The organism is Streptomyces chengmaiensis (assembly GCF_029846775.1).
GTDB classification, from domain to species: domain Bacteria; phylum Actinomycetota; class Actinomycetes; order Streptomycetales; family Streptomycetaceae; genus Streptomyces; species Streptomyces chengmaiensis.
Window position 1 is genome coordinate 80,166 of sequence record NZ_JARWBG010000013.1, and the last position, 25,894, is coordinate 106,059.

A 25,894-nucleotide genomic window follows, 5' to 3' on the forward strand; every position below is an offset into this window, starting at 1 on the left:
TTCAGGACGGGACTCTTTTGAGTGACTGGAACGGTCCAATCCTAAGAGTAATCAGTCGTATTCGAATGTCAGTCGGCCAACTCCCTTCCCAACTAATCTCTTTCACCCACCAGCCCCAGGCGTCTCTCGAACATCACCTTCCTCCCGGCTTTCCCGGACTTCACGGAACGGTCACAACACGTGCGTTCCTCCCTACCCTGTCGGTATTCGGCCCGGTACCGTCCGTGCTGCCGTGAGGGGTGCTCAAGGGGGAGACCGGGGGGTCGTGTTGAGCAGAGTGCAGACATACAGGCATGCGCCGGTACGCGCACAGTCGGAGAAGGCGGTGCGCGTACAGGTCGTCAGGCCCGACGCGCTGGGCCGGGAGGAGATAGCCGTCTGGCGGGAACTGCGCGCCGGCTCCGGCGCGTCCGCGAGTCCCTTCATGGAGCCGGAGTTCACACTCGCCGTCGGCCGGGTGCGGCCGACGGCCCGTGTGGCGGTGGTGCGGCAGGACGGGGAGCCCGCCGGGTTCTTCCCGTACGAACGAGGACCGCTGGGCCGCGGCCGGGCCATCGGGTTCGGGGTGTCGGACTGCCAGGGCGCGATACTCCGCCCAGGACTCCCGCTCACCTCACGTGAGCTGCTCCGCGCCTGCGCGCTGTCGGCTTGGGAGTACGACAACCTCGAAGCGGGCCAGACGCTGTTCCAGCCCTCCGCGGCCGCGGAGTTCGGCTCGCCGGTCATCGACGTGCGCGCGGGCTACGCGGCATACGAGGCCGGGCTGCGCGGCCGATCGCCGAAGTTCCTCAAGACCACCCTGGCCAAGGAGCGCAGGCTGGGGAGGCGCGTGGGGGAGGTCCGGTTCGTCTTCGACGAGCCCGACCCGGCCGCGCTGCGCACGCTGATGGAGTGGAAGTCGGCCCAGTACCGGCGGACCGGCCGGCGCGACCGCTTCGCCAAGGAGTGGATCAGCACGCTGGTGCAGCGGCTCCACGAGACCCGCGGGGGAGGCTGCCGCGGGCTGTTGTCCGTGCTGTACGTGGCAGGACGGCCGGTGGCCGCGCACTTCGGGCTGCGCTCCGCGACCGTGCTGTCCTGCTGGTTCCCCGCATACGACCCGGAGTTCGCCCGGTACTCGCCCGGTCTGATCCTGCATCTGCGCATGGCGGAGTCGGCCGCCGCGGAGGGCATCGGGGTGCTCGATCTGGGCCGTGGCGCGGCGGAGTACAAGGACGCGCTGAAAACGCGGGAGCTGCGGGTGTACGAGGGGGCCTCGACCAGGCCCGGAGCGGGGGCGGTCGTGCACTGGCTGCACCGGGAGCCGGTGCGGCGGGCGCACCACTACGTGCGCGGACGGCCCCGGCTGTCCGGATTCGCGCAGCGGACGCTGAACCGGGTGGGCGCGCTGCGGGGAGCCCGCCGCTGCTGACACCGCCCGTGAGCGGGCCGGCCGTGACCGGCGGCAGCGACCGGCCTGCCATGACCAGCCGAATGAGCATGCCTGATGGACGTACCGATCGAATGGGGCGGGAACCGCATGCCGAGCAATAGGAATGACAACCCGGACAGCCCGGATGGCCCAGAGAACCCGGACAGGAACCCGGACGGGAACCCAGGCAGAACCGAACGCCCCGACGACACCGACGACGCCGGCCGCCCCGACGGTGAACGCAGCGTGTCCGAGATCCATGTCGCCCAACTGGACCTGGAAGGGCCAGACGGCGCGGTGCTCTCCTTCGGGCCCGCCCTCGGCGGCCCGCCCGTCCCAGCGGGCGACGTCTTCGCCCTGGTGAGGCTGCGCGGCCGCCCCGTCGCCACCGTCGTCTGCCGGGTCAGGCCGGGGGAGAACCCGGGCGACGCGGTGGCCGTCGCCGCCCGGGCGGGACTCGCCGCCCGGCCCCCGGCCCGGTCGGCCACCCCCGCCCAGCGGGTCGCGCCGCCGCGCACCAGCGTCATCGTCGCCACCCGGGAGCGCGCCGACCAGCTGGCCCGGGCGCTGGACTCGCTGCTGGCGCAGGACCATCCCGACTTCGGGATCGTCGTCGTCGACAACGCCCCGGTCACCTCCGCCACCCGGGATCTGATCGAGCACAAGTACGCCGACAGCGTGCGCTATGTGCGTGAACCCGTGCCCGGCCTCGCCGCCGCCCACAACCGCGGCATCGCCGCCGCCGACGGCCTGGTCCTCGCCTTCACCGACGACGACGTCGTCGCGGACCCGCACTGGCTCACCGCGCTCGCCATGCCCTTCGCCCACGACCCCGGCCTGGGCTGCACCACCGGACTGATCCTCCCCGCCCGGCTGCGCACCCGAGCCCAGATCCTGCTGGAGAGCCACGGAGGCTTCGCCAAGGGGTTCACCGCCCGCACCTGGGACCCGGCGCGCCCGCCCGCCGGCGAACCGCTGTTCCCGTTCACCGCCGGCAGCTTCGGCTCCGGGGCCAACATGGCCTTCCGCGCCCGCGCACTGCGCGACATCGGCGGCTTTGACCCCGCAACCGGCACCGGCACCCCCGCCAGGGGCGGCGACGACCTGTACGCGTTCGTCGGCATCCTGGCCGCCGGGCACCGGCTGCGCTACAGCCCCGAGGCCCTGGTATGGCACCACCACCGCGAGTCCTGGCAGGACCTGGAGAACCAGGCGTACGGCTACGGCGCGGGTCTGACGGCGTATCTTGCGGCCACCCTGGCCCGCCGCCCCGCCCTGCTGCCCGCGCTGCTGCGCAAGCTGCCGCGCGGCCTCGCCCACGCCCGCTCCATCTCCGCGCCGCGGACCGGCGACGGCGGGGGCGGCGGGGACGGCTGGAACGTGGGCGTCCCCGGCCGGCATGGCACGCAGGCCCACGCCTGGCCGCCGAGCCTCTCCCGGCTGCAGCGGCGCGGCATGCTCGCCGGCCCCCTCGGCTACGTCAAGGCCCGCCGCAAGGTCCGTGGACTGCCGCGTCCCTGGGAGGAGAAATGACGGACCGCCAGGAGTGCATCCCCGTGCTGCTCTACCACGCGGTCATGGACGATCCGCCCGACTGGATCGCCGAATTCACCGTGTCCCCCGGGGAGTTCCGGGCGCAGCTCGATGCGGTCGCGGCGAGCGGTCGCACCGCGGTGACGGTCGGCGACCTCGTGGGCTGTCTGACGGGCCGCGGCGGGCCGCTGCCGTCCCGGCCGGTGGTCCTCACCTTCGACGACGGCTTCGCCGATCTGCCCGGCCCCACGGCGGAGGCGCTCGCCGCGCGCTCGCTGCCCGCCACCGCCTATCTGACCACCGGGGCCATCACTCCCGGCCGGCGCAGTCTGCTGCCGCCCGCGCCGATGATGACGCTGTCGCAGGCGCCGCTGCTGGAGCAGCACGGCATGGAGGTCGGCGCGCACACCGACACCCATCCGCAGCTGGACACGCTGTCCGCCGGCCGGCTCCGCCGCGAACTGCGCGAGCCCAAGACCGTGCTGGAACAGATCCTCGGCCACGAGGTCGCCCACCTCGCGTACCCGCACGGCTACAACAGCCGTGCGGTCCGCAGGGCCGCCGCGGACGCGGGCTATGCCTCCGCCGTCGCGGTGCGGCACGCACTCAGCTCCGCGGGCGACGAGACCTACCGGATCGCCCGGCTGATCCTCCGGCGTACGCACACCGCGGCCGACGTCGGACGGTGGATGGCGGGTGAAGGGGCACCCGTCGCGCCCTTCCCCGACTCGGCGAAGACGGTGGGCTGGCGGATGTACCGGCGGGCCCGCGCGGCGCTGAAAGGACCCGTCTTCGCGGGCTGACGCCGTGTACGGCGTCCGGCCGAGTCCGTGAACTCCCCCAGCGGCAGCCGGGGGAGTTCCGAAAGCCCCCGCCAGTACGGGGCCCGGTGGGCGGAGCCCCGGCTACGGGGCCGGTCGGAGCTGGTGGAAGAACGGGTCCGCCACCGCCTCCCGCAGCGCCGCCCAGGACGAGTCCCGGGCGAGCGACAGATCACAGTTCGGCCCCGGGTCGCGGTAGTTCCACTGGAGCGCGGCCTTGACCCCCTCCAGTCGCTTCACCACCTGCGGCACCTGTGCGTACCACTCGGCCTGGGCCCGGGGGGCGGCCGGGTCGTCCGCCGTGCCGAACTCCGACAGCATCAGCGGCTTGGCGTCGGAGATGTTCTCGCGCATCCAGGCGTGGGTCGCGAGCTGTGTGTCCTCGAAGGTCTTCCAGTCCGTCTTGTGGCACCGGAAGTAGTTGTACTGGTTGTAGCCGATCCAGTCGACGTACGCGTCTCCCGGGTAGAGCCGCAGGAACAGCTCCGCATGGCCCGTGTAGCCGGTGACGATCCAGGTCCACACCACGTTCTCGACGCCCAGTTCGCGGAAGCGGTCGTGGATGTGGCGGTAGGCGGCCACATACTCCTCGGTGGTCCCGTTGTCCGGGACGCGGGTGTCCATCTCCAGGTCGAAGGAGAGGAAGACCTTCTTCCCGTAATCCTTGATCCGCTGCGCCTGGACGTCGACGACGGTCTCGTCCAGCGCGCCGGAGGCGATCTCCGACCAGCTGGGCTGCTGCTCCGCCGTGCCGCCCCACCACTTGCTCTCCCAGGACAGCAGCAGCATGCGGTCCTCGCCGACGCGCCGCTCCTGCTCGGTCAGCAGCTGCCCTTCGAGGCCGTCCGTGGACATGTCGTGGTAGGTGTAGACGATGTCGAGCCGGCGGCCGATCCGGTCCTCGTAGGCGAGGACCTTCTCCTCCAGTTCGGGCTTGTCGTGCCGTACGTACGCGCCGAACCACGCGCCGCACTCCGGGACCAGACGCTCGTCGGCAGCGCATGTGCCGTCGGCTCCGTTCGCGCCGTCGTCCCAGCCGGGCGACTTCTGCACGGCGAGCACTCCGGCGAGGAGCGCCGCGATGAGGAGCACGGGCACGCTGATCATCCGCAGCCGGTCATGGCGGGGTGTCATCACTTAAGGTGCGCCCTTCGGTTTCTTTTTCTTCTTCTGCACGGCAGTGGGCTCTGCGGGCTTGGGGACGTCCACGGTTTTCGAGGCGACGCGCAGCTTCGGGCTGCACGCGGCGGCCGCCGTCAGCGCGGTGAGCAGCAGCAGCACGCGCAGCCCGCTGAAGGCCCCGACGGCCAGTAGCGCGGTCGCACAGAGGACACTAGCGCTCACGCTCAGTGAAACGGCGAGTGCAAGCTGCTCGAGTCGCCGCGAGTCCCGCTCGAAGCCGCCGTCCCAGCTCTCGGCCGGGCGGACGGCCTGATGGCGGGCGAGAACGGGTCTGCACAGCCGCACCAGCGCGGCGCCGGGCCCGGCGAGCAGGAACACGGCGACCGGCGCGATGCGCAGCTCAGTGGCGGCGGGCAGCAGGGTGGCGGCGAGGGCGCAGCACCCCGCGGCGGGCGGCAGCAGCCGCAGGGACAGATCGACGCGGGCCGGGCCGCCCCGTCCGGGGCCGGCGGGCCGGGAGTCCTTGCGCATGGCGTCTCTGCCGGGTTCTCTGCGGGCGGTGGGCAGCGTCCTCATGAGGTCCTCCGGAGTTCGTAGACGGCGCCTGCGCTGTTCTGCGCCACCCGCTCGAAGAGCGGTGAGGCGGCGACGGATGTCTCGATGCGGTGCAGTTCGGCGGCGGTGAGCATGCCGTTGCCGTCCGAATAGGCGATCTGGCCCCGGGTGAGCAGCAGATAGCCGCGTGCGGGCGGCTCGACGGCAGACATGTCCCGGGCGAGGGTGGCGGCGGGGTCGTTCAGGACCGCCTCCACATGGCTCCTGCCGTCGTCGAGGAACCAGTAGTGGTCGATGCGCCAGTACGTGTCGTAGGCGAGCGGGTAGTTGCGGTTCGCGGCCACCACGAGCGAGCCGTCCGGCGCATCGTCGACCAGCTGCCGCACCAGCGCCACCTCCTGCTCAGGGAAGTAGCTCAGCTGGTCCTTGCCCGCGTAGCTCGGTACGAAGGCGGCCGTCAGCGCGAGCAGCGCCACGGCCGGGAGCACGCCGAACCGCCACCCCTTGACCGGCAGCGGCCTCCCCCCGCCGTCCGGCGCGGCCGCCGGCGGCCGGGCGTCCGGCAGCAGTGCGGCGGCGGCGAAGAAGCTCGCTCCGGGCAGCATGAACAGCAGCACCCGGAAGATCATTTCGCTGCCGTAGTCATTGGCGGCCAGCATCAGCAGCGGCACGGCGGCCAACAGCAGCAGCCCGGTGGCCCGGCGCCTCAGCAGGGGGCGCCGCCAGGCCCCGTACGCCGCGAGCAGCAGCACGGACGCCGAGAGCGCCCGCGACACCCAGGACACCAGCACCGGGCCCGTCCCGGTCGGGGTGGTGCCGTAGCCCGCTTCCAGATTGCCCGCCACATCGCCGAAGGAGCGCACCATCTCGGGCACCGCCTCGCGGAGGAACGGCAGGGAGACGGTGAGGTTCCAGGCCAGGAACACCAGCAGCAGCACCGCGGGCGCGGCCCAGTCGCGGTACCGCCGGGTCAGACACAGCGCGCCCAGTCCGGCGGCCAGCATCACCGGCGTCAGCTGGTGCGCGGTGACGAGGGCGGAGGTGAGCGGGACGAGCAGCGCCGTCCACAGCAGCGCCCGGCGTCGGCCGCCCGCCGGGGGGCGCACGCCTCGGCGCAGTACGACCGCCAGCACGCTCAGGCACAGGAACAGCGCCAGGGACTGGGGGGAGAAGTAGTCCTGCCCCACCCAGTTGGCGGCATAGAAGATCCACACCGCGGTCCAGATCAGCCGCCGGTCCTGGGTGAAGGTGCGGTAGATCAGCAGCAGCGGCGCGAGCAGCAGCAGACTGGACAGCAGCGGCCACCAGGCCATGTACGCCGTCGCCTGCTCCAGACCCGTGAGTTCGACGAACGCGGCCTGTGCGGCGAAGAAGCCCGGCCACTGGTCGTACACGGCCATGTCGCCGAGGGCCGCGCCGCGCTCCAGCGCGCCCGCGGTCAGCAGATGGTCGATGACCGCGTCGTGCTTCCACGCCCACGCGTACAGCGGGGTCGGATAGACCAGCGCCTGGGTGGCCCGCTCCATCAGCAGCAGGCCGAGCGTGTACGCAAGCGGCCAGCGGTGCGGGCGCAGGGGGTCGCGCACACAGAGCCAGAAGCCCGCGGCGAGCACCGCGAGCCCGAGCCAGAAGGCGAGGGGCAGCGCCCCGGCGAGTCCGAAGTCGCCCAGATCGGCCGGGTCGGTGCGCACGACGGCATACGTCCACAGGGCGAGCGCCGCGGCCAGGGGCCCGCCGAGGCCCAGCATCCGGTACCGGCCCGACCGGTCCGGGGACGCCGGAAGATCGGCCAGATCCATCGCAGGGTCGTCCTTTGAGGTCCGCCGGCCGGGGGCGGTGGCGGTTCTCCCGGCCGAATCGGTTGGCTGGTGCAACATGTCCCCCACAGATTTCAGTTACGGGCAGGAGTGAAGGGGAGCCGGCGGTCCGGCGGCCGGACAGTGCCGGACGCGGAAGCGGACCGCCGGCGCCGTCAGCGTGTGGCGTGTGCGGTACGTCTCGCGCGCACCGCGCGCACCGCGTACAGGGCCGCCGCGGCGCAGGCGAGCAGCAGTTGGAGCGGCAGCGCCAGGGGCGCGAGCTGCCGTTGCAGCGCCCAGCCGCACACCGCGAGCAGCCACAGCGTTCCCCACTGTGCCGCGACCGGCAGCCCCGCCGTGCGCAGAATCGACAACACGGCGAGGAGCGCCAGCAGTTGACAGACCGTCGGCAGCCAGCGGAGCAGGGCTTCCGGGCTGTCGAGGGCCGCCGCTGCGGCGAGGAATCCGGCGAGTGGTTCGTACCACGCGCTGTTGACGGGCTCCGGGATCCGGCCGAGGGCGGCGGGCGCGCCGTGCAGCGCGGCGAAGGTGACCCCCAGCGTGGCGGCGAGCAGACCCGGGCGCGGCCGCAGCAGCGACAGCGCGGCGCTGTGGACGACGATCAGCAGCACCCCGGCGGTGACGGTGAGGGGCGGCAGGGCGTCCAGCAGGCGCGCTCCGGTCGGCGGCAGGCCGCCGATGGCGGGCGTGCTCAGCAGGGGCGTCCAGAACAGCCCGGCGGCCAGCCCGAGCAGCAGCCACAGGGAGGTGGCGAGGCGCGCCTCGCTCGGGTCCTCGCCGCTTATGGCGCCCTCGCCGTCGCCGGGGCCGTCCAGATGGCCGCGGGCCGAGGGACCCGAGGGGCCGTCCGCGCGGCGGTGAGCGGGTGAGTGCCCGGACCCTTCTGCGGGGTGCTCCGCGGGACTCTGTCCCCAGCCGCGGTCATCGGGCCCCGGCCTACGGCCGCCGGGGCCCGCGGGGCCGCCGGACAGGGTGGGGGAGCCGTGCGCCGCCGCGCTCGCGGGACCCGGGACCCGGCCGTGCGGCGGTGCCTGAGCCGGCCCGTCCCCACCGGGCCGGGCCAGGGCCGACGGGCCCGCCGGATGGTCCGCGCCCCAGCCCGCTGCGGCCCCGCCCGGCCGCCCGCCGCTCCGGCCGGACTCCGTGGCGTCCGCGTCATGGCCGCCCCAGTCCGCCGTGGGGCTGTCGGGGTGCTCGGCGGCCCAGCCGCCTGCCTCGCCGTCCGGGTGCCCCTGGCCCCGGCCCTCCGCGGCCCCGTCCGACGCAGACGCGCCGCAGGCCGGACGGGGCCCTGCACCGCCGGCAAGGCGCTCTCCGGGCCCCGCGGAGCCGCGGCAGCACGGCCCGTCCGGTTCCGGTCCGCAGGCCGCGGTGTGCGCGGGGCCGGGCGGGCGGCCGTCGGGGTGCTCATGGCCCCAGCCGGCCGTCTTCCCGTCGCGCGCCGGTGCCCTCCCCTCGTGCCACCGGCCATCGCAATCGCCGCCCTGGCCCCACGGGTCGGCCGGGGCCAGATAGACCGGGATGCCGAACGCCGGGGTGGCCGTGTCGTCGTGCACCCCGCGCAGATAGGCCGTCCTGCGGGCCCAGTCGTCCCCGTACTCCTCCGCGTACTCCGCGGCGCGGCGCGCCCAGGTGGTGCCGTACTCCTCGGGGCCGGGCCGCGATCCCGCCCTGCCGGCGCGGCCGTCCGGGTCGGCCCGGCCCCGCCCGAAGCAGGCCGGGTAGCCGAGGCGTGCGGACGGCGGCAGACGGCGCCCGCGGCCCGCGAGCGCCGCCCGCAGCCCGGGCACCGACAGCAGGGCCATGGCCGTCATCGACAGCAGCATCGCCAACCCCGCCCCGGAGATCCCGGCGGGGCCCATCAGCAGCGCCGCGCTCCCCAGCACCAGGAAGCACATCGTGCCCTGGAGCGCGGCGAGCACGCCCGTACGCCCCTGCACCCGCAGCACGCCGATGTACAGCTCGACGAGCACACGCGGCAGCGCCGCCGCGGCGAGCAGCCGCAGCACGGTCGTGCCGTGCTGGGCGTAGTCCGCGCCGAAGGGGGCGAGGATCTGCGGGGCGAACACCATCAGGACCAGCACCACCGGCACCAGCAGCACGGCCATCCGGCGCAGGGCCCCCCGCACCCCCGAGGCCAGGCTCTCCGGGCTGTGCGAGGCGTGCGCGGTCAGCGAGGAGGCCATGTTGATGGCCATGAACTCCATCGTTCCGCCGACGGTGTACGCGATGTAGAAGAAGCCGTTGTGCGCGGCGTCGAAGCGGACCGCGACCATCACCGGCAGCAGATTGATCATCGCCAGTGAGAACAGCGCGCCGACCGAGTCCCCGGCCAGGAAACGTCCGATGTCGCGGACCGACGGCGGCTCGCGGTCGCGGTCGGCGGCGGCCTGCCGGGGGATCAGCCTGCGGAAGACCAGCCAGGCGAGCGGCAGCGTGGACAGGGCGATCGCCGCGGCCCAGGAGACGAAGATGCCGAGCACCGGCAGCAGCGAGGCGAAGACGATCAGCAGCAGCAGTTTGCCGATCGAGAAGACCGCGTTGCCGACGGGCACCCAGAAGGCCCGGCGCAGCCCGGTGAGGACCCCGTCCTGGAGCGTCAGCAGCGCCCAGCCGACACAGGCGGCGGTGAAGACGAGCCCGGCGGCGATCCCGTCCAGGGGCGCGTACGACGGCCCCCACAGGTCGAGGGTGAGCAGGAAGGCCACCGCGGCCAGACACACCACGAGCGAGCTGACCGCGTAGGCGCGCCACACCAGCGGCCCGGTGGCGCGTCCGGCCCGCGGCACATACCGCACCACCGCGCCGATCATGGTGGTGGCCGTGAGGGAGGCGAGCAGCCGCATGGCCGCGATGGCGGCGGAGCCCTGGCCGACCGCCTCTTCGGTGTAGTAGCGGGCGGCGACGAGCCAGAAGCCGAGGCCCAGTCCGGCGGACACCCCGGTGGACAGCATCAGCGCGTAGGCGTTGCGGAAGAGCGAGTCGCCCCCGCCGCGGCGGGGCGCGGGCTCGTCGGGGGAGCCGGAGCGGGACGTGCCGTGCGGCGGGTTGTGCGACGCCCCGGCGGCGTCGCCGTGGACGGGGGCGTGCTCCGTGGAGGCGGGTTCCGCTTCCGCGGGGGGCGGCTTGCGCAGCCGGGTGGTGTCAGACACGGGGTTTGCCCTGTACGGAGAGTGAGGCGGAGGTGCGGGGGCCGGGCCGGGCCGGTGCGGGCGGCTTGGCGGGCCGGGCGTCGATCGCGGTGAGCACGGAGATCACCTGCTCGGCGTGGAGCGGATCGACGGGCAGGGCGTGCCGGGCGAACCACTCCGCGGGCTCGGGCGCGGGCGAGGGGTCCGTGAACTGCCCGCCCGCATAGGCGTCCAGCGGGGGGTCGTACAGGTATCCGACGGTGATGCGGCGGCGGTCCAGCGCGGCGATGGCTTCATCGCGATCCTCAACGAGCAACGGCACGCGGAACAACGGCTGTTCGCTGCCGATTCCGGGGCCTTCTTCCACTGCGGCGCCTCTGACTCCTGTGCCGTCTGCCGCTCCGGCGTCTCCGGCTCCGGCGCCGTCTCCGGAGCCGGAGACGCGCGGCGCGGCCCACCGGGTGGCCAGCAGCGTGCGTGTGCCCGCGCGGTGCCGGTCGAGGGTGGTGTCGAGGCGGGACAGGAGCCGCTCGGTGCGGCGGCGGCGCACCCGGCCCGCCCGCAGGCGGTAGTCGTGCATGTCGACGCGTATCCAGGAGTCGAAGTCCCCGAGTGAGGGCGCGGCCTCCAGGGCGTCGCGCAGCTCCGCAGGACGCAGGTCCATCCGGATGCCCGCGCGCTCCTGGAGGCCGAGGAGCCGCATTGCGGCGCGGGCGGCCCGCACCAGCCGTAGGCCGCGCGCCCCCGCCTCCGCGTAGGGTCTGAGCCCGTACGACAGCTCCGATGCCAGTCTCTCCGGCGCGAGCAGCGCGTCCCTGGCACGGGCCAGCTCATCGCGCAGCTGGGGGTCGGCGAAGGCGAGGAAGCCTCCGGTCTTGGCCCCGGTGTGCTTGGAGAGGCTGAAGACCGACGCCTCTCCGAAGGTGCCGACCGGGCGTCCCGCCGCGGTGCTGCCGATGGCGTGGGCGGCGTCCTCCAGCAGGGGGATCCCCAGCCGGTCGCACCGCGTGCGCAGCTGCGGGACCGGGTCGGGATTGCCGTACAGATTCGTGGTGAGCACGGCGGACAGCGAGCGCCAGACGTGCTCCGGCACGGCGGACGGGTCGATGGACCCGTCCGAGGCCCGCAGCGGGGCCTGCACCGGGCGCAGCCCGGCCGCGAGCACCACGAAGAAGATGACGTCGTCGTTGACGGGCGACATCAGCACCCGTCCGCCGGGAGGGCACCAGTGGCGCAGCGCCACATAGAGCCCAAGCCGGCACGACGGCGTGTACAGGCATTCTCTGCCCAGGCGTCGGCGCATCAGCGCCTCAAGGCGTGCGCATCCAGCGGACGCCGCCGGGCAGCCCTCCCCAAGAGCCATGTGATTCCCCCCACTTGCCCCCGGCTCAATGTGGACCAATCAGGACTGCCCCGTCAATAACGGGGAAGGGCCCATTCCTTGAGGAATGGGCCCTTCCAACGGCCTTGCTTCGCACCGTGCTGGGTCAGGCTGCTGCGGCTGCCGCCGGGTCACTCTTCGAGGGTGAGTCCCTTGCGCAGTCTGACCAGGGTGCGGGACAGCAGCCGGGAGACGTGCATCTGGGAGATCCCGAGTTCGTCGCCTATCTCCGACTGGGTCATATTGGCCGTGAACCGCAGGGAGAGGATCTTCCGGTCCCGCGGCGGAAGGCCCGCGATGAGCGGCTTGAGCGACTCGACGTACTCGATGCCCTCGATCCCGTGGTCCTCGTATCCGAGCCGGTTCGCGAGCGCGCCCTCGCCGTCGTCCTCCTCGGGCTGGGCGTCCAGCGAGCTCGCGGTGTACGCGTTGCTCGCCGCCAGGCCCTCGACGACCTCGTCCCTGCTGATGCCGAGGCGCTCCGCCAGCTCCGAGACGGTCGGCGTGCGGTCGAACCTCTGCGAGAGCTCGTCACCGGCCTTGGCGAGATCGAGGCGGAGCTCCTGCAGCCGCCGCGGCACCCGCACCGACCAGCTGGTGTCCCGGAAGAAACGCTTGATCTCGCCGATGATGGTCGGCATCGCGAACGTGGGGAACTCGACCCCCCGGCTCAGCTCGAACCGGTCGATGGCCTTGATCAGCCCGATCGTGCCGACCTGGATGATGTCCTCCATCGGCTCGCTGCGCGAGCGGAAGCGGGAGGCGGCGAACTTGACCAGGGCGAGATTGAGCTCGACCAGGGTGTTCCGGACGTAGCTGTATTCGTGCGTGCCCTCCTCGAGGGACTCGAGACGCTCGAAGAGCGTCTTCGACAGGGCGCGCGCGTCGAGCGCGTCCACCTCGTCGAAGGGAGGGATGTCCGGGAGGCCCTCCAGGCCCAGGCCCTCGGCGCCGTCCCCGGTCTCGAAGGCCTCGGGCGCTTCGTGCGCCTCGTACGGCTCGGGGTCGGGGGCAGGGGCGGGGATGTGGACGGCAGCGGGGGTGATTGCCGACGGCGCGGTGGGGGTACGCGATTCGTCGAGCCGGGGTGACATGGTCTCCTCCATCGTTCTCGGCATATGGCTGCCGATGCCAATGCGTGTTGCTGCGGTGAGCGGCGCCTCCGAAGCCGGCGTGTGATTGGGTGTGTCCTTACTAGCCCTACCCGGTCCGCGCACGCGGTTGCAAGTGGCATATGTCCGATATGGCAGGCTTGATAGGGAGTTTGGCTACCCTCTCGTGCACGGAGGGCGTAGGGTTCTTCGGGTGCCGCAACCGCCCTCGGGGTAACCCGCGGTGCGAGATGCATGCACTGTGCAAACAGCGGACGATGCAGCGAACGACGCAGGAACGACACGGCGAAGAGGGACGGGCATGGACCGCGGGACGGTCGGCAGCGCGAACCGGGGCCGGCTTCAGGTCGAAGTTCGGACCGAGGGCCGCAGCGAGATTGTGAAACCGGTGGGTGAGTTGGATCACCACACCGCGGAACTGCTGCGTGTGCCCCTGGAGGAAGCGCTCGCCAAGGGGCGCACACGCCTGGTCATCGACTGCTCACGGCTTGAGTTCTGCGACTCCACCGGCCTCAATGTGCTGCTCGGCGCACGGCTGAAGGCCGACGCCGCCGGGGGTGGAGTCCACCTGGCCGGGATGCAGCCCGTGGTGGCCAGGGTCTTTGAGATCACCGGCGCCGGGGCGGTCTTCACGGTGCACGACTCGCTGGAGTCCGCGCTGGACGACTAGCCGACCGGCCGGCCGGCCGCCCGCCCGCGGTATGAGCGCCCGGGTGTCCGGGCCTGCTGCCGGGCGACCGGATGCCCGGCGAACGCCGGACGGGCCGCCATAGGGGCGCCTGGCGAATGCCGGGCAGACGCCCCGGCGGAAGGCCTCCGGGTGGACACTGTTGCATGTGTCACGCTCCCGGTGGCGATGTCGTGGGTGTTGTCCCGATTCGGCAGGGCAGGAGAACCCCCGCGGTTCCATGCCGCGCCTCCGGGGCCGAACGGCAGGTGGGTGGCGCCCCGTATAGGAGTGCCGAGCAGTTGAAATTGATGGTGAACTGGTGAATCGGTGAGGTGAAGCGCTGATGAGCACCACCCGGCAGCAACCGCCGGGCGACCTCGGTCCCGAGCCGCACGGCGTCGGCGCCGCCGCCCCTGCCACCGGTTCCGGCGCCGACGAGGGCGCGCCGGGCGGGGCGGTCCGCACTCTTGCCCTGGGCAGCGCCAGCGGGATCGTTCCTCTTGCCCGGGACTTCACGCGCCAGGCTCTGTACGACTGGGGCTGGCTGCCCGCGGCCACCGCCGACCGCCGCGCAGCGGCCGAGGATGTGCTCCTGGTCGTCTCGGAGCTGGTCACCAACGCCTGTCTGCACGCCGAGGGCCCGGACGAGCTGCGCGTCGCCTGCGACGGGAAGGTGCTGCGCCTGGAGGTGACGGACCGGGGGGCGGGGCAGCCCGCGCCGCGCAATCCGCACCGGGCGGGCCGGCCCGGCGGCCACGGCATGTTCATCGTCCAGCGGCTCTGCCTCGACTGGGGAGTCCTCCGCACGCCGGGCGCGCCCGGCAAGACGGTCTGGGCGGAACTGGCCGCCCCGTCGTGAGGCTTTTGTGAGCGCGCCGACAAGGCGCGCTCTTTGTCTTCCCTCTCCAAGGCCCCAGGCGTACCTTGAGCGCCCGATCTGATGAGCCGTCAGTAATTTCGGTGCATCAGGCCGGAAATCTTCGGCGCAAGGGGGCATCGAGATGGCCTGCGGGAACGGGGATCGGCACCAGAGCCACACCCAGCAGCACACCCAGAAGCAGAAGCAGAAGCACAAGCAGAACCGGCGTCGGAACCGGCGCCGCAAGCGGACGGCCCTCACGCTGTCGGCGGCAGCGGCGACGGCGGTGGCGTGCCCGACGGCGCTGATGGCCGCCGCTCCCGCCGCCCATGCCGCCGTCGTGGACGTCGACTACCAGTGCGAGACGCCGATCGGGCCCAAGGGCGCGGTCTCCCCGATCGACATCGCGGCAGTCAGCAGCGGCAGCTCCTACAAGCTGACCATGTCGTTCAGGAAGGGCGTCTCCTCCAGCCCGGTGGAGCTGGGGAAAGGGGCCATGAACCCCAGTGCGCTGATCGAACTGGGCGGCGCAGGCGAAGGCACGGTCAAGGTCTCCGGGCCGCCGAACTCCGCCGCCATCCCCGCCAACACCCCCATCAAGATCAGCGACCTGTCCGGAACGTACACGCCGAAGAAGAGCGGCAAGGTCACCTTCACCGCAGGAGTGCTGACGATCAAGGCACTGGGCACCGTCACCACCTGCACGCCCCGGAACGATCCCAAGCCCTCGCTCGAACTGGACGTCACGGTCGCGGGCGGCGCCGCCCAGCCGCCCGAGGAACTGCCGAAGACCGGACCGCTCGACTCCGCGCAGGCCCTCGCCACCCTCGGCGGAACGGTCCTGCTGACCGGGGCGGCGGGAGTGCTCTGGCTGACCCGGCGCGGCCGGGGCGACGGCCCCGCCCGCGGCCGGCGCACCGCAGGCTGACCCGTGCGCCCGCCCCGCCGGCTCCTGCCGTCGGCCGCCGCGCTGCTGGCGTGCATGGTCGCGGCGGCGGCCGGAGCAGCTGCGCCGGGCGCCCGGGCGGCCGGGGACGGCTGGAGCGCCGTACCGGCACGCGGGGACGGCGCGGAGGGCCGGCCGTACGCCTATCTGGAAGGCGCACCGGGCACGGTGCTCGAAGACCGGCTGTCCGTGGTCAACCGGGCCGGCCGGCCGCTTGCCGTCACCCTGAGCACGGCCGACGGGATCGGCGACTGGATCGCCCTGGCCGCGCCGCGGGTCACGGTCCCGCCCCGCACACGGGCCGACGTCCCCTTCTCCGTCACCGTCCCGGGCGGCGCGCCGCCCGGCGAACACACCGCCCGCATCGTGGTGCGCTCCGACACGGGCACGGCGAGCCGTGCGCAGAAGGCACGCACTCAAGAGGCCCGTGCACAAGAGGCCCGTGCACAAGAGGCCCGTGCACAACAGGCCCGTGCACAACAGGCCCGTACGCAGGAGGTGCGCATCAGGCTGCGGGTCGCCGGCCCGACACTGGCCGCGCTCACCGTCGAAGACGTCTCCATACGGGCCGGGGAGATCCACTACACCCTGGTCAACCGCGGCAACACCGTCCTCGCGCCACGTCTGGCCCTGCGTGCCGAAGGGCTCTTCGGCACGGTGCTCGACCGCACGGCCCGCGCGCTGCCGCTTCGGCTGCGGCCCGGGCAACGTGCGGAACTCACCGAGCCCTGGCCCGGGCCGCCGTCGCTCGACTCGGTGGACGTCCGGCTGACCGTCACCGCCGACGGCCGTGCGGCACGCGGCGTGCGTGCCGAGGCGGAGGCGTCGGCGGTGTTCGCGGAGTGGCCGTGGGCAGCCGCCGGCTGTGCTCTCGCGGCCGGAGCGGCGTACGGGGCTGCCCGGCTGCTGCGCCGTGCGATGGGCCGTGCGGGCCGTGTGACGGGCAGAGCCGGCCAGACCGCCCGGCGGGACCGGGAGCGTGACGATGCCCGGTGACGCCGTCCGGGTGCGGACGCTCCGCGGGCCCTGGTCCCCGCTGCTCCTGTCCGTCCTGCTCGTGCAGCCGCTCCTGCTCCTGCTCATGCTCCTTCTCCCTCCCTTCGGTCATCCGGCGGCCGCGGCGGAGAAGCCCGACGTCACACTCTCCGCCTCCGAAGCCGCCAAGGGCGGGGAGATCACCGTCAGCGGCACGGGCTGGCGGGCGAAGACCCTGCTGATGCTGCTGATCTGCGGACAGAACATGGTCGACGGCACCAACTCCTGCGCCAACGCGGACGGCAGGGCCGTCACCACCGGCTCCGACGGGGCCTTCCGCCGGAAGCTGCCGGTCGCCGCACCGCCCAAGCCATGCCCGTGCGTGGTGCATGTGGCGACCGTGACCGGTGAACCGGCCGCCGTGGACGCCCCGTTCACCGTGGCGGGCCATCCCACGGCCCCTCTGCCGCAGACGTCCGGCTCCGCGAAGCTCTCCGTGCTCGCCGGGCCCCGCCTCGAAGGCGACTCCGGGATCCTCGTCTTCTTCGGCGCCCCGCCCTCGCGGACGCTGGAGTTCACCGTCGGCAATCTCGGCACCGCCCCCGTGAAGGACCCGGTCTTCCGGGTCGGGACCGCGCATGGCGTCTTCGCCCCGCAGTGGGAGGAGCAGCAGTGGCGAGGCGAGGTCAGGCCGGGCGGGAAGGCGCGGGTCAGGCTGCCCGTCCGGCTCTCGGCCGGGGCCCACGGCGATTATGAGATCTCCGTGCGGTACGGCTCCGAGGTGCTGGCCCGCCAGCCGTGGGGCGTGGACCGGCCCTGGGGCGTGACTGCCTTCTGGATCCTGCTGGCCGTCGTGGTCCCCGCCGCGGTGTTCCGCATCGGCATGGCGATCGTCGACCGGGTACGGCCACGCCGGGAACCGACGCCGCCCGCCGCGCCGCCCACCTCGCCCTCCTCCACGGCCGAACTGCCGTGGTTCACATCGGACTCCGCACCGTCTGAGAACGCCCCCACGACGAAGGGAGACCCGTGAGCGACGCACGCGAGGTCGACGGACCGCCGGCGGCTGCGATGCATGCTGCTTCGCCGAGCGGGCGGAGAAGCGGACACAACAGCGCTGCGAGGACACAACGGAGGATCAGCGCGGCGGGCGTCGCGCTGATGCTCGGCGGTGCGGGGATTCTGCTGGCCGCGAGTCCAGCCGAGGCCGCCGAGATCTCGTACAAGGCCGAGGTCTTGTACAAGGCCGAGGTCTCGTACAAGACGGAGTGCGTGCCGCCGCCGATCTCCGGGCTGCCGCCCGTGCAGGGCGACACCACGGTGGAGATCACCGCACCCGCCGAGGCGGAGGTCGGCGACGAGGTCGAGATCGTGTGGAAGACCGTCGAGGCCGCGTCCAGGAACCCCGATGTGCTGGACCTGGGGAAGGACACCGTCAAGCCGACCGGCGTGATCACCCTGGGCGGAGCGGCCTCGGGGGAGCTGGCGGTCGAGGGCCCGCGGCAGAACCCGCCGATCCCCAAGAACAGCCCGATGGTGCTGTCGGACATGAAGGGCACGCTCAAGCTGGAGAAGGCGGGCGAGGTCACGCTGACCCCGGGCGCATACACCATCAACGTATCCAAGCCGATCTCGACGGACACCAAGTGCACACCGCAGGAGGAGGTCCGGGCCGCCGCCACGATCAAGGTGACGGAGGGCGGCGGCGCATCGGGCGGCACGGCGTCGGGCGGCACATCGGCGTCCGGCGGTTCCGTGTCCGGCGGGGGCACGTCCTCCGGCGGTACGACCGTGTCCGGTGGGGGCACGTCTTCCGGCGGCACGTCCGCGTCCGGTGGGGGCACGTCTTCCGGCGGCACGTCCGCGTCCGGTGGGGGCACGTCTTCCGGCGGCACGTCCGCGTCCGGTGGGGGCACGTCCTCCGGCGGCACGTCCGCGTCCGGCGGCGCGAGCGGCGGCGGCAGCGGCGGGCAGACGGACTTCCCCGGCACTCAGGTGAACGTCGTCTACGACTGCAAGCCACCCGGCCCGCAGGGCATCAGGACGCCCATCACCGTCAACGCCGAGAAGAACGGCGGCGGCTACGACCTCACCGTCAAGACGGGCGAGAAGGTGATGGACAGCCCCGCCGCGCTGCCCGCAGGGGCGCTCAAGGGCTCGATGGCCGTCGTCCTGGGCGGCGCGGACGAGGGAACGGTCACGGTGACCGGTCAGCCCAACAAGGACCCGATCGACAAGGACAAGCCCGTCTCCATCGGCGATCTGAAAGGCGTCTACAAGCCGGGCGCCACCGGCACGGCCACGCTCAGCCCCGGCACCCTCACGATCGACGTCAACCTGGGCGGCCAGACGCTCACCATCCCCTGCACCGTCAAGGGATCGGCGGGCGTCTCCCTGAAGCTCACCACCGAGGCCCAGCCGGGCGGCGCGTCGGGCGGCACGACCACCGGGGGCTCCTCCGGCGGGGCGACCACCGGCGGTGCGACCGCCACGGGCGGCACGTCCTCGTCCGGCGGCGGCCTCGCCGAGACCGGGGCGGAGAACGCCGGCGCCCTGCGCGCCCTCGCCCTGGCCGCGGGCACGGTGGTGCTGCTCGGCGGCGCGGTTCTCACCTTCACGCCGTGGCGTCGGCTGCGCGGTGAGCAGAGCTGATCGCCCGTCCACAACGCGGCGGACCGGCGCGGAGATCCCTCCGTGCCGGTCCGCTCACCGTTCCCGTGTGCCCGGCCCGAAGCGGGACTTACTTGACGTTGCCCATAAGAGCCCGGAGCTTCTTTCCGGCGACCATGAAGGAGACGCCCGCAGCCGCGGCGATGATGGCCCACATCGTGTAGTAGGCGGCGTCGCCCATCGGGGCATTGAGCCGGGTGACCCAGCCGTTCAGGGCATTGCCTGTCGCAGTGGCGAGGAACCAGAGACCCATGATCTGGCCCACGAAGATCTTGGGCGCGAGCTTGGTCGACAGTGACAGGCCGACGGGGGAGAGGCACATCTCACCGATGGTCTGGACAAGGTAGACGCTCAGCAGCCAGAAGACGGTGACCTTCCCGGTGTCGCTGTTGGCGGCGGCCGCACCGGCCAGGCCCATGATGCCGAACGAGCCGCCGATCAGCAGCATCGCCAGGGCGAATTTCACCGGGGTGCCGGGCTCGCGATTTCGTGTGGCCAGCTTGACCCACAGGGCGGCGAAGATCGGGGCCAGGATGATGACCATCGTCGGATTGACCGACTGGTACCAGGAGGCCGGGAACTCCCAGCCGCCGATCATGCGGTCCGTCTTCTCGTCGGCGAAGAGCGTGAGAAGCGAGCCGGACTGGTCGTAGATCAGCCAGAAGAGCACGGCGGTCGCGAAGAACCAGACGAAGGCCTTGATCTTCGGACGTTCCTCCGCGGAGAGCTGCGGGTCCCGGAAGATGGCGACGAAGTAGAGGATCGGCACGACAACGCCGAGTACTGCCAGCACGCTCACGATGTGCTCGATGTGGTAGGTGCCGAGCACGAGGTCGATGACCAGCGCGGCGACGGCCACGCCGGTCCACAGCGCGACCTTGCGCACGACCGCGGACTTCTCCTCCGGAGTCGCGGGCCTGGTCGGCTCCCGGCCGATGTCGCCGAGGTGGCGGCCGCCCAGCACGTACTGGACGACTGCAAGGGTCATGCCGACACCGGCGACGCCGAAGCCCAGATGCCAGTTGACGTTCTCGCCGAGGTAGCCGACCAGCAGCGGGGCGACCCCGCCGCCGATGTTGATCGCCATGTAGAACAGGGAGAAACCGGCGTCCCGGCGGGCGCTGGACTCGCCCTCGTAGAGCCCGCCGACCATTGCCGAGATGTTGGGCTTGAGCAGACCCGTGCCCGTTGCGATCAGGCCGAGGCCGACGAAGAAGGCCGCGTCACTCGGGACGGCGAGTGTGAAGTGGCCCAATGCGATGACGATGCCGCCGACGAGGACGGCCTTGCGCGCGCCCCAGAGGCGGTCCGCCACCCAGCCCCCGGGCATGGCAGCCATATAGACGACGGCGTTGTAGACGCCGTAGACGGCTGTGGCGAGCAGCTTGCGGTCCTCCAGCGGTCCGTCGAGGACTCCGGCCACCAGATAGAGGGTGAGGATGGCGCGCATTCCGTACCAGGAGAAGCGCTCCCACATCTCCGTCATGAAAAGCGTGGCCATACCGCGGGGGTGGCCGAAGAAGGTCTTCTCGGTGCCAGGGGTGCTGGCCGAATCCTTCGTCAGGCTGGACGCCATGGTCGATCCTTGTTCTGTCGGGACGCGCTGCCTTGTGAGCTCACGCGCCCGGTGGGGGCGGCCGGCACCGGAAGCGGGTCCGCCCCACCCCACGCCCGAGAGGTTCGCCTCCGCGCACGGCGGAGAACGCGAGGCCGGTCCGCACCGGAATCCACGCCCCGGACGCATCGTCACGCCCCGGGCCCGGCGCACAGGTCGTTCACTGTCCGGGGCCGGCTCGCCGACCCCGCGCAGAAAGAAGACCCTTGGCGCGCGCTCGGCATGCCAAAGGTCCCGTGTGGTGCTACAGGCGTCTCGCCACCTTACGACACGACGCAGCGGCATATGGAAGGACTTGAGATGTGGATCACTAGGTCCACGGGAACCTTCTGCCGTGAATCGAAGGTCATGAGCGAGATCTCGCCATGGAGTCAGAGGTCCTGCCGATCATGCTCCGAGCGATGAGCCATGCGGACTACCATCACCCACATGACCCGTGTACTGCTCGCCGAGGACGACGCTTCCATCTCGGAACCGCTGGCTCGCGCCCTGCGGCGCGAGGGGTACGAAGTCGAAGTGCGGGAGGACGGACCGGGCGCGCTGAACGCGGGACTGGCTGGCGGCGTCGACCTAGTGGTGCTCGATCTCGGGCTGCCCGGCATGGACGGCCTGGAGGTCGCCCGGCGGCTCCGGTCGGAAGGCCACACGGTCCCCATCCTGGTGCTGACCGCGCGGGCTGACGAGGTCGACACGGTCGTCGGCCTGGACGCGGGCGCGGACGACTATGTGACCAAGCCGTTCCGCCTGGCCGAACTGCTCGCCCGGGTGCGGGCCCTGCTGCGCCGCGGCTCCACGGAGCCGGCCGCCCCCCAGGCCACCCACGGGGTGCGCATCGACGTGGAGTCGCACCGCGCATGGATGGGCGACGAGGAGCTCCAGCTCACCGCCAAGGAGTTCGACCTGCTGCGGGTCCTCGTCCGCGACGCGGGGCGGGTCGTCACCCGCGACCAGCTGATGCGCGAGGTCTGGGACACCACCTGGTGGTCCTCCACCAAGACCCTCGACATGCATATCTCCTGGCTCCGCAAGAAGCTCGGCGACGACGCGGCGAACCCCCGCTATATCGCCACGGTGCGCGGCGTGGGCTTCCGCTTCGAGAAGAGCTGAGCGCCCCGCGGGAAGTGCCGCGACGGGCCGTCCGAACGTGTGCGCGTCCGCCGTGGCCTGCCGCGCCCACGCGACGGAGCCGCGCATCGATTCGGCTCCGTGCCCCTTCGGGGCGCCGTCGGCCGCACCGGGCTCCGCCGAACCCGTACACGGGGCAAAGCCCCCTGACGCCCTCCCCGGAGGTCCGGGGCGAAGCAGCCGGATACAGGAAGCGGGGATCCCCCCCTGCGCGATCAGGGCGTGGGGGAGCAGTCGGGGAGAGGCCGCCTACGCTCGATGAGTGCCGCCGCATCCCCTGATGGGGCGCGCACCGCACATCCCGCCACCCGCCCGGAGGGCACCTTGCGCCGCCGACTGATCAACTCCACGCTCGCCGTGGTGCTCGTCGTCATCGCCGTCTTCGGGGTCTCCCTCGTCCTCGTCGAGACCCGCACCATCAGCAGCAGCGCCCAGGAGAGCGTGGACTCCGAGGCCATCCGGCTCCTCAGCATCGTCGACAGCCGGCTCATCGGCGGCGAGCCCGTCACCCCCGGCATCCTCGCCGACCAGGGCGGGGCCAAGCGCTACGCACTCATCGAGATCCCGGGCCGGGACGCCATCGAGATCGGGGAGCGCCCGGACGGCGGCGTCATCCGGGGCGTCGCGGACGGCGACAACGGAGAGAAGGTCACCGTCGAGGAGCCCCGCTCCTCCGTCACCCGCGAGGTGGGCCGCTCCCTGCTGATCATCGGCGCGGTGGCGCTGCTCGCGGTCATCGCCGCCGTACTCCTCGCCGTACGCCAGGGCAACCGGCTCGCCGCGCCGCTCACCGATCTCGCCGAGACCGCCGAACGCCTCGGTTCGGGCGACCCCCGCCCCCGCCACCGGCGGTACGGGGTGCCCGAGCTGGACCGGGTCGCCGATGTCCTCGACGCCAGCGCCGAACGGATCGCCAGGATGCTGACCGCCGAGCGGCGGCTCGCCGCGGACGCCTCGCACCAGCTCCGCACGCCCCTGACCGCGCTGTCCATGCGGCTGGAGGAGATCACCGTCACCGACGACCTGGGCACCGTGAAGGAGGAGGCGAGCGTCGCGCTGTCCCAGGTCGAGCGGCTCACCGACGTGGTGGAGAGGCTGCTGACGAACTCACGCGACCCGCGCACCGGGTCCGCGGTCGTCTTCGACCTCGACGAGGTGGTCAAACAGCAGCTGGAGGAGTGGCGGCCGGTCTGCCGCAGCGCCGGCCGGGCGATCGTCTGCTCCGGCAAACAGGGGCTGCAGGCCGTCGGCACACCGGGTGCTGTCGCCCAGGTGCTGGCCGCGCTGATCGAGAACTCGCTGATGCACGGCGGCGGCACGGTCGCCGTACGCACCCGGGTCACCGGCAACCAGGCCGTCATCGAGGTCACCGACGAAGGGGCCGGGGTCCCCGCGGAGCTCGGCGCGCGGATCTTCGAGCGGGCGATCAGCGGCCGCAACTCCACCGGCATCGGCCTCGCCGTGGCCCGGGACCTCGCGGAGGCGGACGGCGGGCGGCTGGAGCTGCTCCAGCAGCAGCCGCCGGTCTTCGCGCTGTTCCTGAGCAGGGTGGCGCGCAGCCGCAGGGAGGACCGCCAGCCCACCGTGCGGTAGCGCCGCTCGCCTGGCTTGCGGGAAGCCTGCGTCGAAGCCTCAGCCGACCTTGTCGGGCTCGGGCCGCACGTGCTGCGCTGACGGCCTGCGCGGCCGCAGGAATGACTCGGCGGCGTCGACCGGCTGCTCCGGCTCCCGTACGGGCTCCGGCTCCCGTACGGGCTCCGGCTCCCGTACGGGCTCCGGATTCCGTACGGGCTCCGGCGCGCGCGCGGAGTCCGGCTCGGCCGCGGATTCCGGCTCCCGTACGGGGACGGGCAGTGCCCGGAAGACCCACGTCCGGTACGACCAGAAGCGGAACAGGGTCGCTACGCCGATCCCCAGGAACTTGAAGATGTTGGACTGCAGTCTGCCGTCCCAGCCGAAGCCGTACGTCGCCGTGTACAGCAAACCGTTCTCGATCACCAGGCCGACCACGCTGAACAGCAGAAACAGCGTGAGTTCCCGGGTGCGCCGGGTCTTGTCGCGATCCCGGTACGCGAAGTACCGGAAGCCCAGGTAGTTGAAGCCGATCGCCACGACCGTGGCGAGAATGGACGCCCGCACCACCGGGATCTCGGTGGTGTGCCGCACCAGGTTGAAGACCGCCAGATTGACGAGGAGGCCCGCGCCTCCCACCGCCCCGAACTTGGCGACCTCGCGCAGCAGCCGGTCCAGCTGCCCGCGCAGCGCTCCGCCTCGTTCACTCATCGTGAGAACTCAGCCCCATCTGATCGGCAGCGTCAACCCAGCCATGCTAACCAGCCCCTCCCGGGGACGCCTGTGGAACGCTCTGGCCGCGTCGCGCGCCGCTTCGGCAGACGGCCGGACCGGGCCGGTCGGGGCGGCGGATACCCTAAGAGGGTGACGTTCCCGGTAGTCGGCATGGTCGGCGGCGGCCAGCTCGCCCGTATGACCCACGAGGCGGGCATCCCCCTCGGCATCAGATTCAAGCTCCTCAGCGACACCCCGCAGGATTCGGCGGCCCAGGTGGTCAGCGATGTCGTCATCGGCGACTATCGCGACCTGGACACGCTGCGTGACTTCGCACGCGGCTGCGATGTGATCACTTTCGATCATGAGCATGTGCCGTTCGAGCACCTACGGGCCCTGGAAGCGGATGGCATCCCCATCCGGCCGGGGCCCGATGCTTTGGTGCACGCCCAGGACAAGGGCGTGATGCGCGCCCGGCTCGTGGAGATCGGCGTGCCCTGCCCACGCCACCGCATCGTGGCGGACGCCGCTGACGTGGCGGCGTTCGCGCAGGAGGTCGACGGCTTCCCCGTCATCCTCAAGACGGTGCGCGGCGGCTACGACGGCAAGGGCGTGTGGTTCGTCCGCAGCCGGGAGGAGGCCGAAGAGCCCTTCCGCGCGGGCGTGCCGGTCCTGGCGGAGGAGAAGGTCGACTTCTCCCGCGAGCTCGCGGCCAATGTCGTGCGCTCCCCGCACGGCCAGGCCGTCGCCTACCCCGTCGTCGAGTCGCGGCAGGTCGACGGCGTCTGCGACACCGTGATCGCCCCCGCGCCCGACCTGTCCGAGGAACTGTCGGGCCAGGCCCAGGAGCTGGCCCTGCGGATCGCCGCCGACCTGGACGTCATCGGACATCTCGCGGTCGAGCTGTTTGAGACGACGGACGGCCGCATCCTCGTCAACGAGCTGGCCATGCGCCCGCACAACTCGGGGCACTGGAGCCAGGACGGCGCGGTGACGTCGCAGTTCGCCAACCATGTACGGGCCGTCCTCGACCTCCCGCTGGGCGATCCCCGCCCCCGCGCGACATGGACGGTCATGTGCAACGTGCTGGGCGGCGACTACCCGGACATGTACCAGGCGTATCTGCACTGCATGGCCCGCGACCCACAGCTCAAGATCCATATGTACGGCAAGGACGTGAAGCCCGGCCGCAAGGTCGGCCATGTCAACACCTACGGCGACGATCTGGCCGAAGTGCTGGAGCGCGCCCGCCACGCAGCCGGCTACCTCAGAGGAACGATCACCGAATGAGCACCTCCCCCGCTGGAGCACCCGCAACGGCCGCCGCCCCCCTCGTGGGCATCGTCATGGGATCGGACTCCGACTGGCCCGTGATGGAGGCCGCCTCCCAGGCGCTGGACGAGTTCGAGATCCCGTACGAGGTCGACGTCGTCTCCGCCCACCGGATGCCGCGCGAGATGATCGCGTACGGGGAGGAGGCCGCCGGCCGCGGACTCAAAGCGATCATCGCGGGCGCCGGGGGAGCAGCCCATCTCCCGGGCATGCTCGCCTCCGTCACCCCGCTCCCGGTGATCGGCGTCCCCGTGCCGCTCAAGCACCTCGACGGCATGGACTCCCTGCTCTCCATCGTCCAGATGCCCGCCGGCGTGCCCGTCGCCACGGTCTCCGTCGGCGGCGCGCGCAACGCGGGCCTCCTCGCCGCCCGCATCCTGGCCACGCAGAACCCGGAGCTGCTCGAGCGGATGCTCCAGTTCCAGCAGGAGCTGAACGACCAGGCTGCCGAGAAGGGCCGGCGGCTGCGGACCAAGGTGGACAGCGGGGCGTCGTTCGGCTTCGGAAAGTGACCCGCCGGTAAATCTGCT

General features: G+C 72.2%; 20 protein-coding genes and 1 pseudogene. 13 read left to right on the forward strand and 8 right to left on the reverse strand.

Features of this window, described 5'->3' with window-relative positions; translation table 11 throughout:
• Positions 1 to 325 precede the first annotated feature (325 nt).
• The 3 genes from QCN29_RS13805 (at position 326) to QCN29_RS13815 (ending at position 3,747) form a co-directional block, all read left to right on the forward strand.
• Complete coding sequence (locus QCN29_RS13805) at positions 326 to 1,411, forward strand: GNAT family N-acetyltransferase (RefSeq protein WP_279928176.1); 1,086 nt, start codon at positions 326 to 328, stop codon at positions 1,409 to 1,411.
• A gap of 255 nt (positions 1,412 to 1,666) precedes the next feature.
• Positions 1,667 to 2,944 carry a glycosyltransferase family 2 protein gene (locus QCN29_RS13810; protein WP_398859199.1) on the forward strand — a complete coding sequence of 426 codons (1,278 nt, stop codon included), beginning with the start codon at positions 1,667 to 1,669 and terminating at the stop codon, positions 2,942 to 2,944.
• A complete protein-coding gene (locus QCN29_RS13815) occupies positions 2,941 to 3,747 on the forward strand; it encodes a polysaccharide deacetylase family protein (RefSeq protein WP_279928178.1) in 807 nt (268 codons plus the stop codon). Before QCN29_RS13810 ends, QCN29_RS13815 begins: the two co-directional genes overlap by 4 nt.
• Before the next feature lie 102 nt (positions 3,748 to 3,849).
• On the opposite strand, the gene QCN29_RS13820 is transcribed toward QCN29_RS13815, so the two are convergent.
• The 6 genes from QCN29_RS13820 to QCN29_RS13845 form a co-directional block, all read right to left on the reverse strand.
• Entirely contained in the window at positions 3,850 to 4,899 is a 1,050-nt protein-coding gene (locus tag QCN29_RS13820; protein WP_279928179.1) for a glycosyl hydrolase, read from the reverse strand.
• A gap of 3 nt (positions 4,900 to 4,902) precedes the next feature.
• Positions 4,903 to 5,463, reverse strand: coding sequence for a hypothetical protein (locus tag QCN29_RS13825; protein WP_279928180.1), 561 nt, complete (start codon positions 5,461 to 5,463; stop codon positions 4,903 to 4,905).
• On the reverse strand, positions 5,460 to 7,241 hold the full coding sequence (locus QCN29_RS13830; protein ID WP_279928181.1) for a glycosyltransferase: 1,782 nt from the start codon (positions 7,239 to 7,241) through the stop codon (positions 5,460 to 5,462). Before QCN29_RS13830 ends, QCN29_RS13825 begins: the two co-directional genes overlap by 4 nt.
• A gap of 173 nt (positions 7,242 to 7,414) precedes the next feature.
• Complete coding sequence (locus QCN29_RS37340) at positions 7,415 to 10,414, reverse strand: lipopolysaccharide biosynthesis protein (protein ID WP_450169320.1); 3,000 nt, start codon at positions 10,412 to 10,414, stop codon at positions 7,415 to 7,417.
• Positions 10,407 to 11,756 (reverse strand): DegT/DnrJ/EryC1/StrS family aminotransferase, encoded by a 1,350-nt coding sequence (locus tag QCN29_RS13840; protein ID WP_398859191.1) that lies wholly within the window; start codon positions 11,754 to 11,756, stop codon positions 10,407 to 10,409. Before QCN29_RS13840 ends, QCN29_RS37340 begins: the two co-directional genes overlap by 8 nt.
• Before the next feature lie 149 nt (positions 11,757 to 11,905).
• On the reverse strand, positions 11,906 to 12,880 hold the full coding sequence (locus QCN29_RS13845; protein ID WP_279928182.1) for an RNA polymerase sigma factor SigF: 975 nt from the start codon (positions 12,878 to 12,880) through the stop codon (positions 11,906 to 11,908).
• Between the two features lie 307 nt (positions 12,881 to 13,187).
• Between QCN29_RS13845 and QCN29_RS13850 the strand changes: the two genes are divergently transcribed.
• The 6 genes from QCN29_RS13850 (at position 13,188) to QCN29_RS13875 (ending at position 18,988) form a co-directional block, all read left to right on the forward strand.
• The gene (locus QCN29_RS13850) at positions 13,188 to 13,556 is read left to right on the forward strand and encodes an STAS domain-containing protein (protein WP_279928183.1); all 369 of its coding nucleotides are present in this window, start codon (positions 13,188 to 13,190) and stop codon (positions 13,554 to 13,556) included.
• A 343-nt stretch (positions 13,557 to 13,899) separates the two neighbouring features.
• Positions 13,900 to 14,415 carry an ATP-binding protein gene (locus QCN29_RS13855; RefSeq protein ID WP_279928184.1) on the forward strand — a complete coding sequence of 172 codons (516 nt, stop codon included), beginning with the start codon at positions 13,900 to 13,902 and terminating at the stop codon, positions 14,413 to 14,415.
• A 142-nt stretch (positions 14,416 to 14,557) separates the two neighbouring features.
• On the forward strand, positions 14,558 to 15,343 hold the full coding sequence (locus QCN29_RS13860; RefSeq protein ID WP_279928185.1) for a heme oxygenase-like domain-containing protein: 786 nt from the start codon (positions 14,558 to 14,560) through the stop codon (positions 15,341 to 15,343).
• A 3-nt stretch (positions 15,344 to 15,346) separates the two neighbouring features.
• A complete protein-coding gene (locus QCN29_RS13865; RefSeq protein ID WP_398859192.1) occupies positions 15,347 to 16,357 on the forward strand; it encodes a hypothetical protein in 1,011 nt (336 codons plus the stop codon).
• Positions 16,347 to 17,369, forward strand: a complete 1,023-nt coding sequence (locus QCN29_RS13870) for a hypothetical protein (protein WP_398859193.1) — start codon at positions 16,347 to 16,349, stop codon at positions 17,367 to 17,369. Before QCN29_RS13865 ends, QCN29_RS13870 begins: the two co-directional genes overlap by 11 nt.
• A 128-nt stretch (positions 17,370 to 17,497) precedes the next feature.
• On the forward strand, positions 17,498 to 18,988 hold the full coding sequence (locus tag QCN29_RS13875; protein WP_279928251.1) for a hypothetical protein: 1,491 nt from the start codon (positions 17,498 to 17,500) through the stop codon (positions 18,986 to 18,988).
• Between the two features lie 88 nt (positions 18,989 to 19,076).
• Here QCN29_RS13875 and QCN29_RS13880 read toward each other — a convergent pair whose 3' ends face one another.
• Positions 19,077 to 20,582, reverse strand: a complete 1,506-nt coding sequence (locus tag QCN29_RS13880) for a peptide MFS transporter (protein WP_279928187.1) — start codon at positions 20,580 to 20,582, stop codon at positions 19,077 to 19,079.
• A gap of 468 nt (positions 20,583 to 21,050) precedes the next feature.
• Between QCN29_RS13880 and QCN29_RS13885 the strand changes: the two genes are divergently transcribed.
• A complete protein-coding gene (locus tag QCN29_RS13885; protein ID WP_279928188.1) occupies positions 21,051 to 21,728 on the forward strand; it encodes a response regulator transcription factor in 678 nt (225 codons plus the stop codon).
• A gap of 342 nt (positions 21,729 to 22,070) precedes the next feature.
• The gene (locus QCN29_RS13890; protein ID WP_240139069.1) at positions 22,071 to 23,339 is read left to right on the forward strand and encodes an ATP-binding protein; all 1,269 of its coding nucleotides are present in this window, start codon (positions 22,071 to 22,073) and stop codon (positions 23,337 to 23,339) included.
• Positions 23,340 to 23,540: 201 nt separating this feature from the next.
• Here QCN29_RS13890 and QCN29_RS13895 read toward each other — a convergent pair.
• Positions 23,541 to 24,029 (reverse strand): annotated as a pseudogene (locus QCN29_RS13895) (GtrA family protein); the annotation flags it as partial.
• A 153-nt stretch (positions 24,030 to 24,182) separates the two neighbouring features.
• Here QCN29_RS13895 and QCN29_RS13900 point away from each other — a divergent pair.
• On the forward strand, positions 24,183 to 25,322 hold the full coding sequence (locus QCN29_RS13900; protein ID WP_279928189.1) for a 5-(carboxyamino)imidazole ribonucleotide synthase: 1,140 nt from the start codon (positions 24,183 to 24,185) through the stop codon (positions 25,320 to 25,322).
• Positions 25,319 to 25,876 carry a 5-(carboxyamino)imidazole ribonucleotide mutase gene (gene purE, locus QCN29_RS13905; protein WP_240139042.1) on the forward strand — a complete coding sequence of 186 codons (558 nt, stop codon included), beginning with the start codon at positions 25,319 to 25,321 and terminating at the stop codon, positions 25,874 to 25,876. Before QCN29_RS13900 ends, purE begins: the two co-directional genes overlap by 4 nt.
• Positions 25,877 to 25,894: the final 18 nt, after the last annotated feature.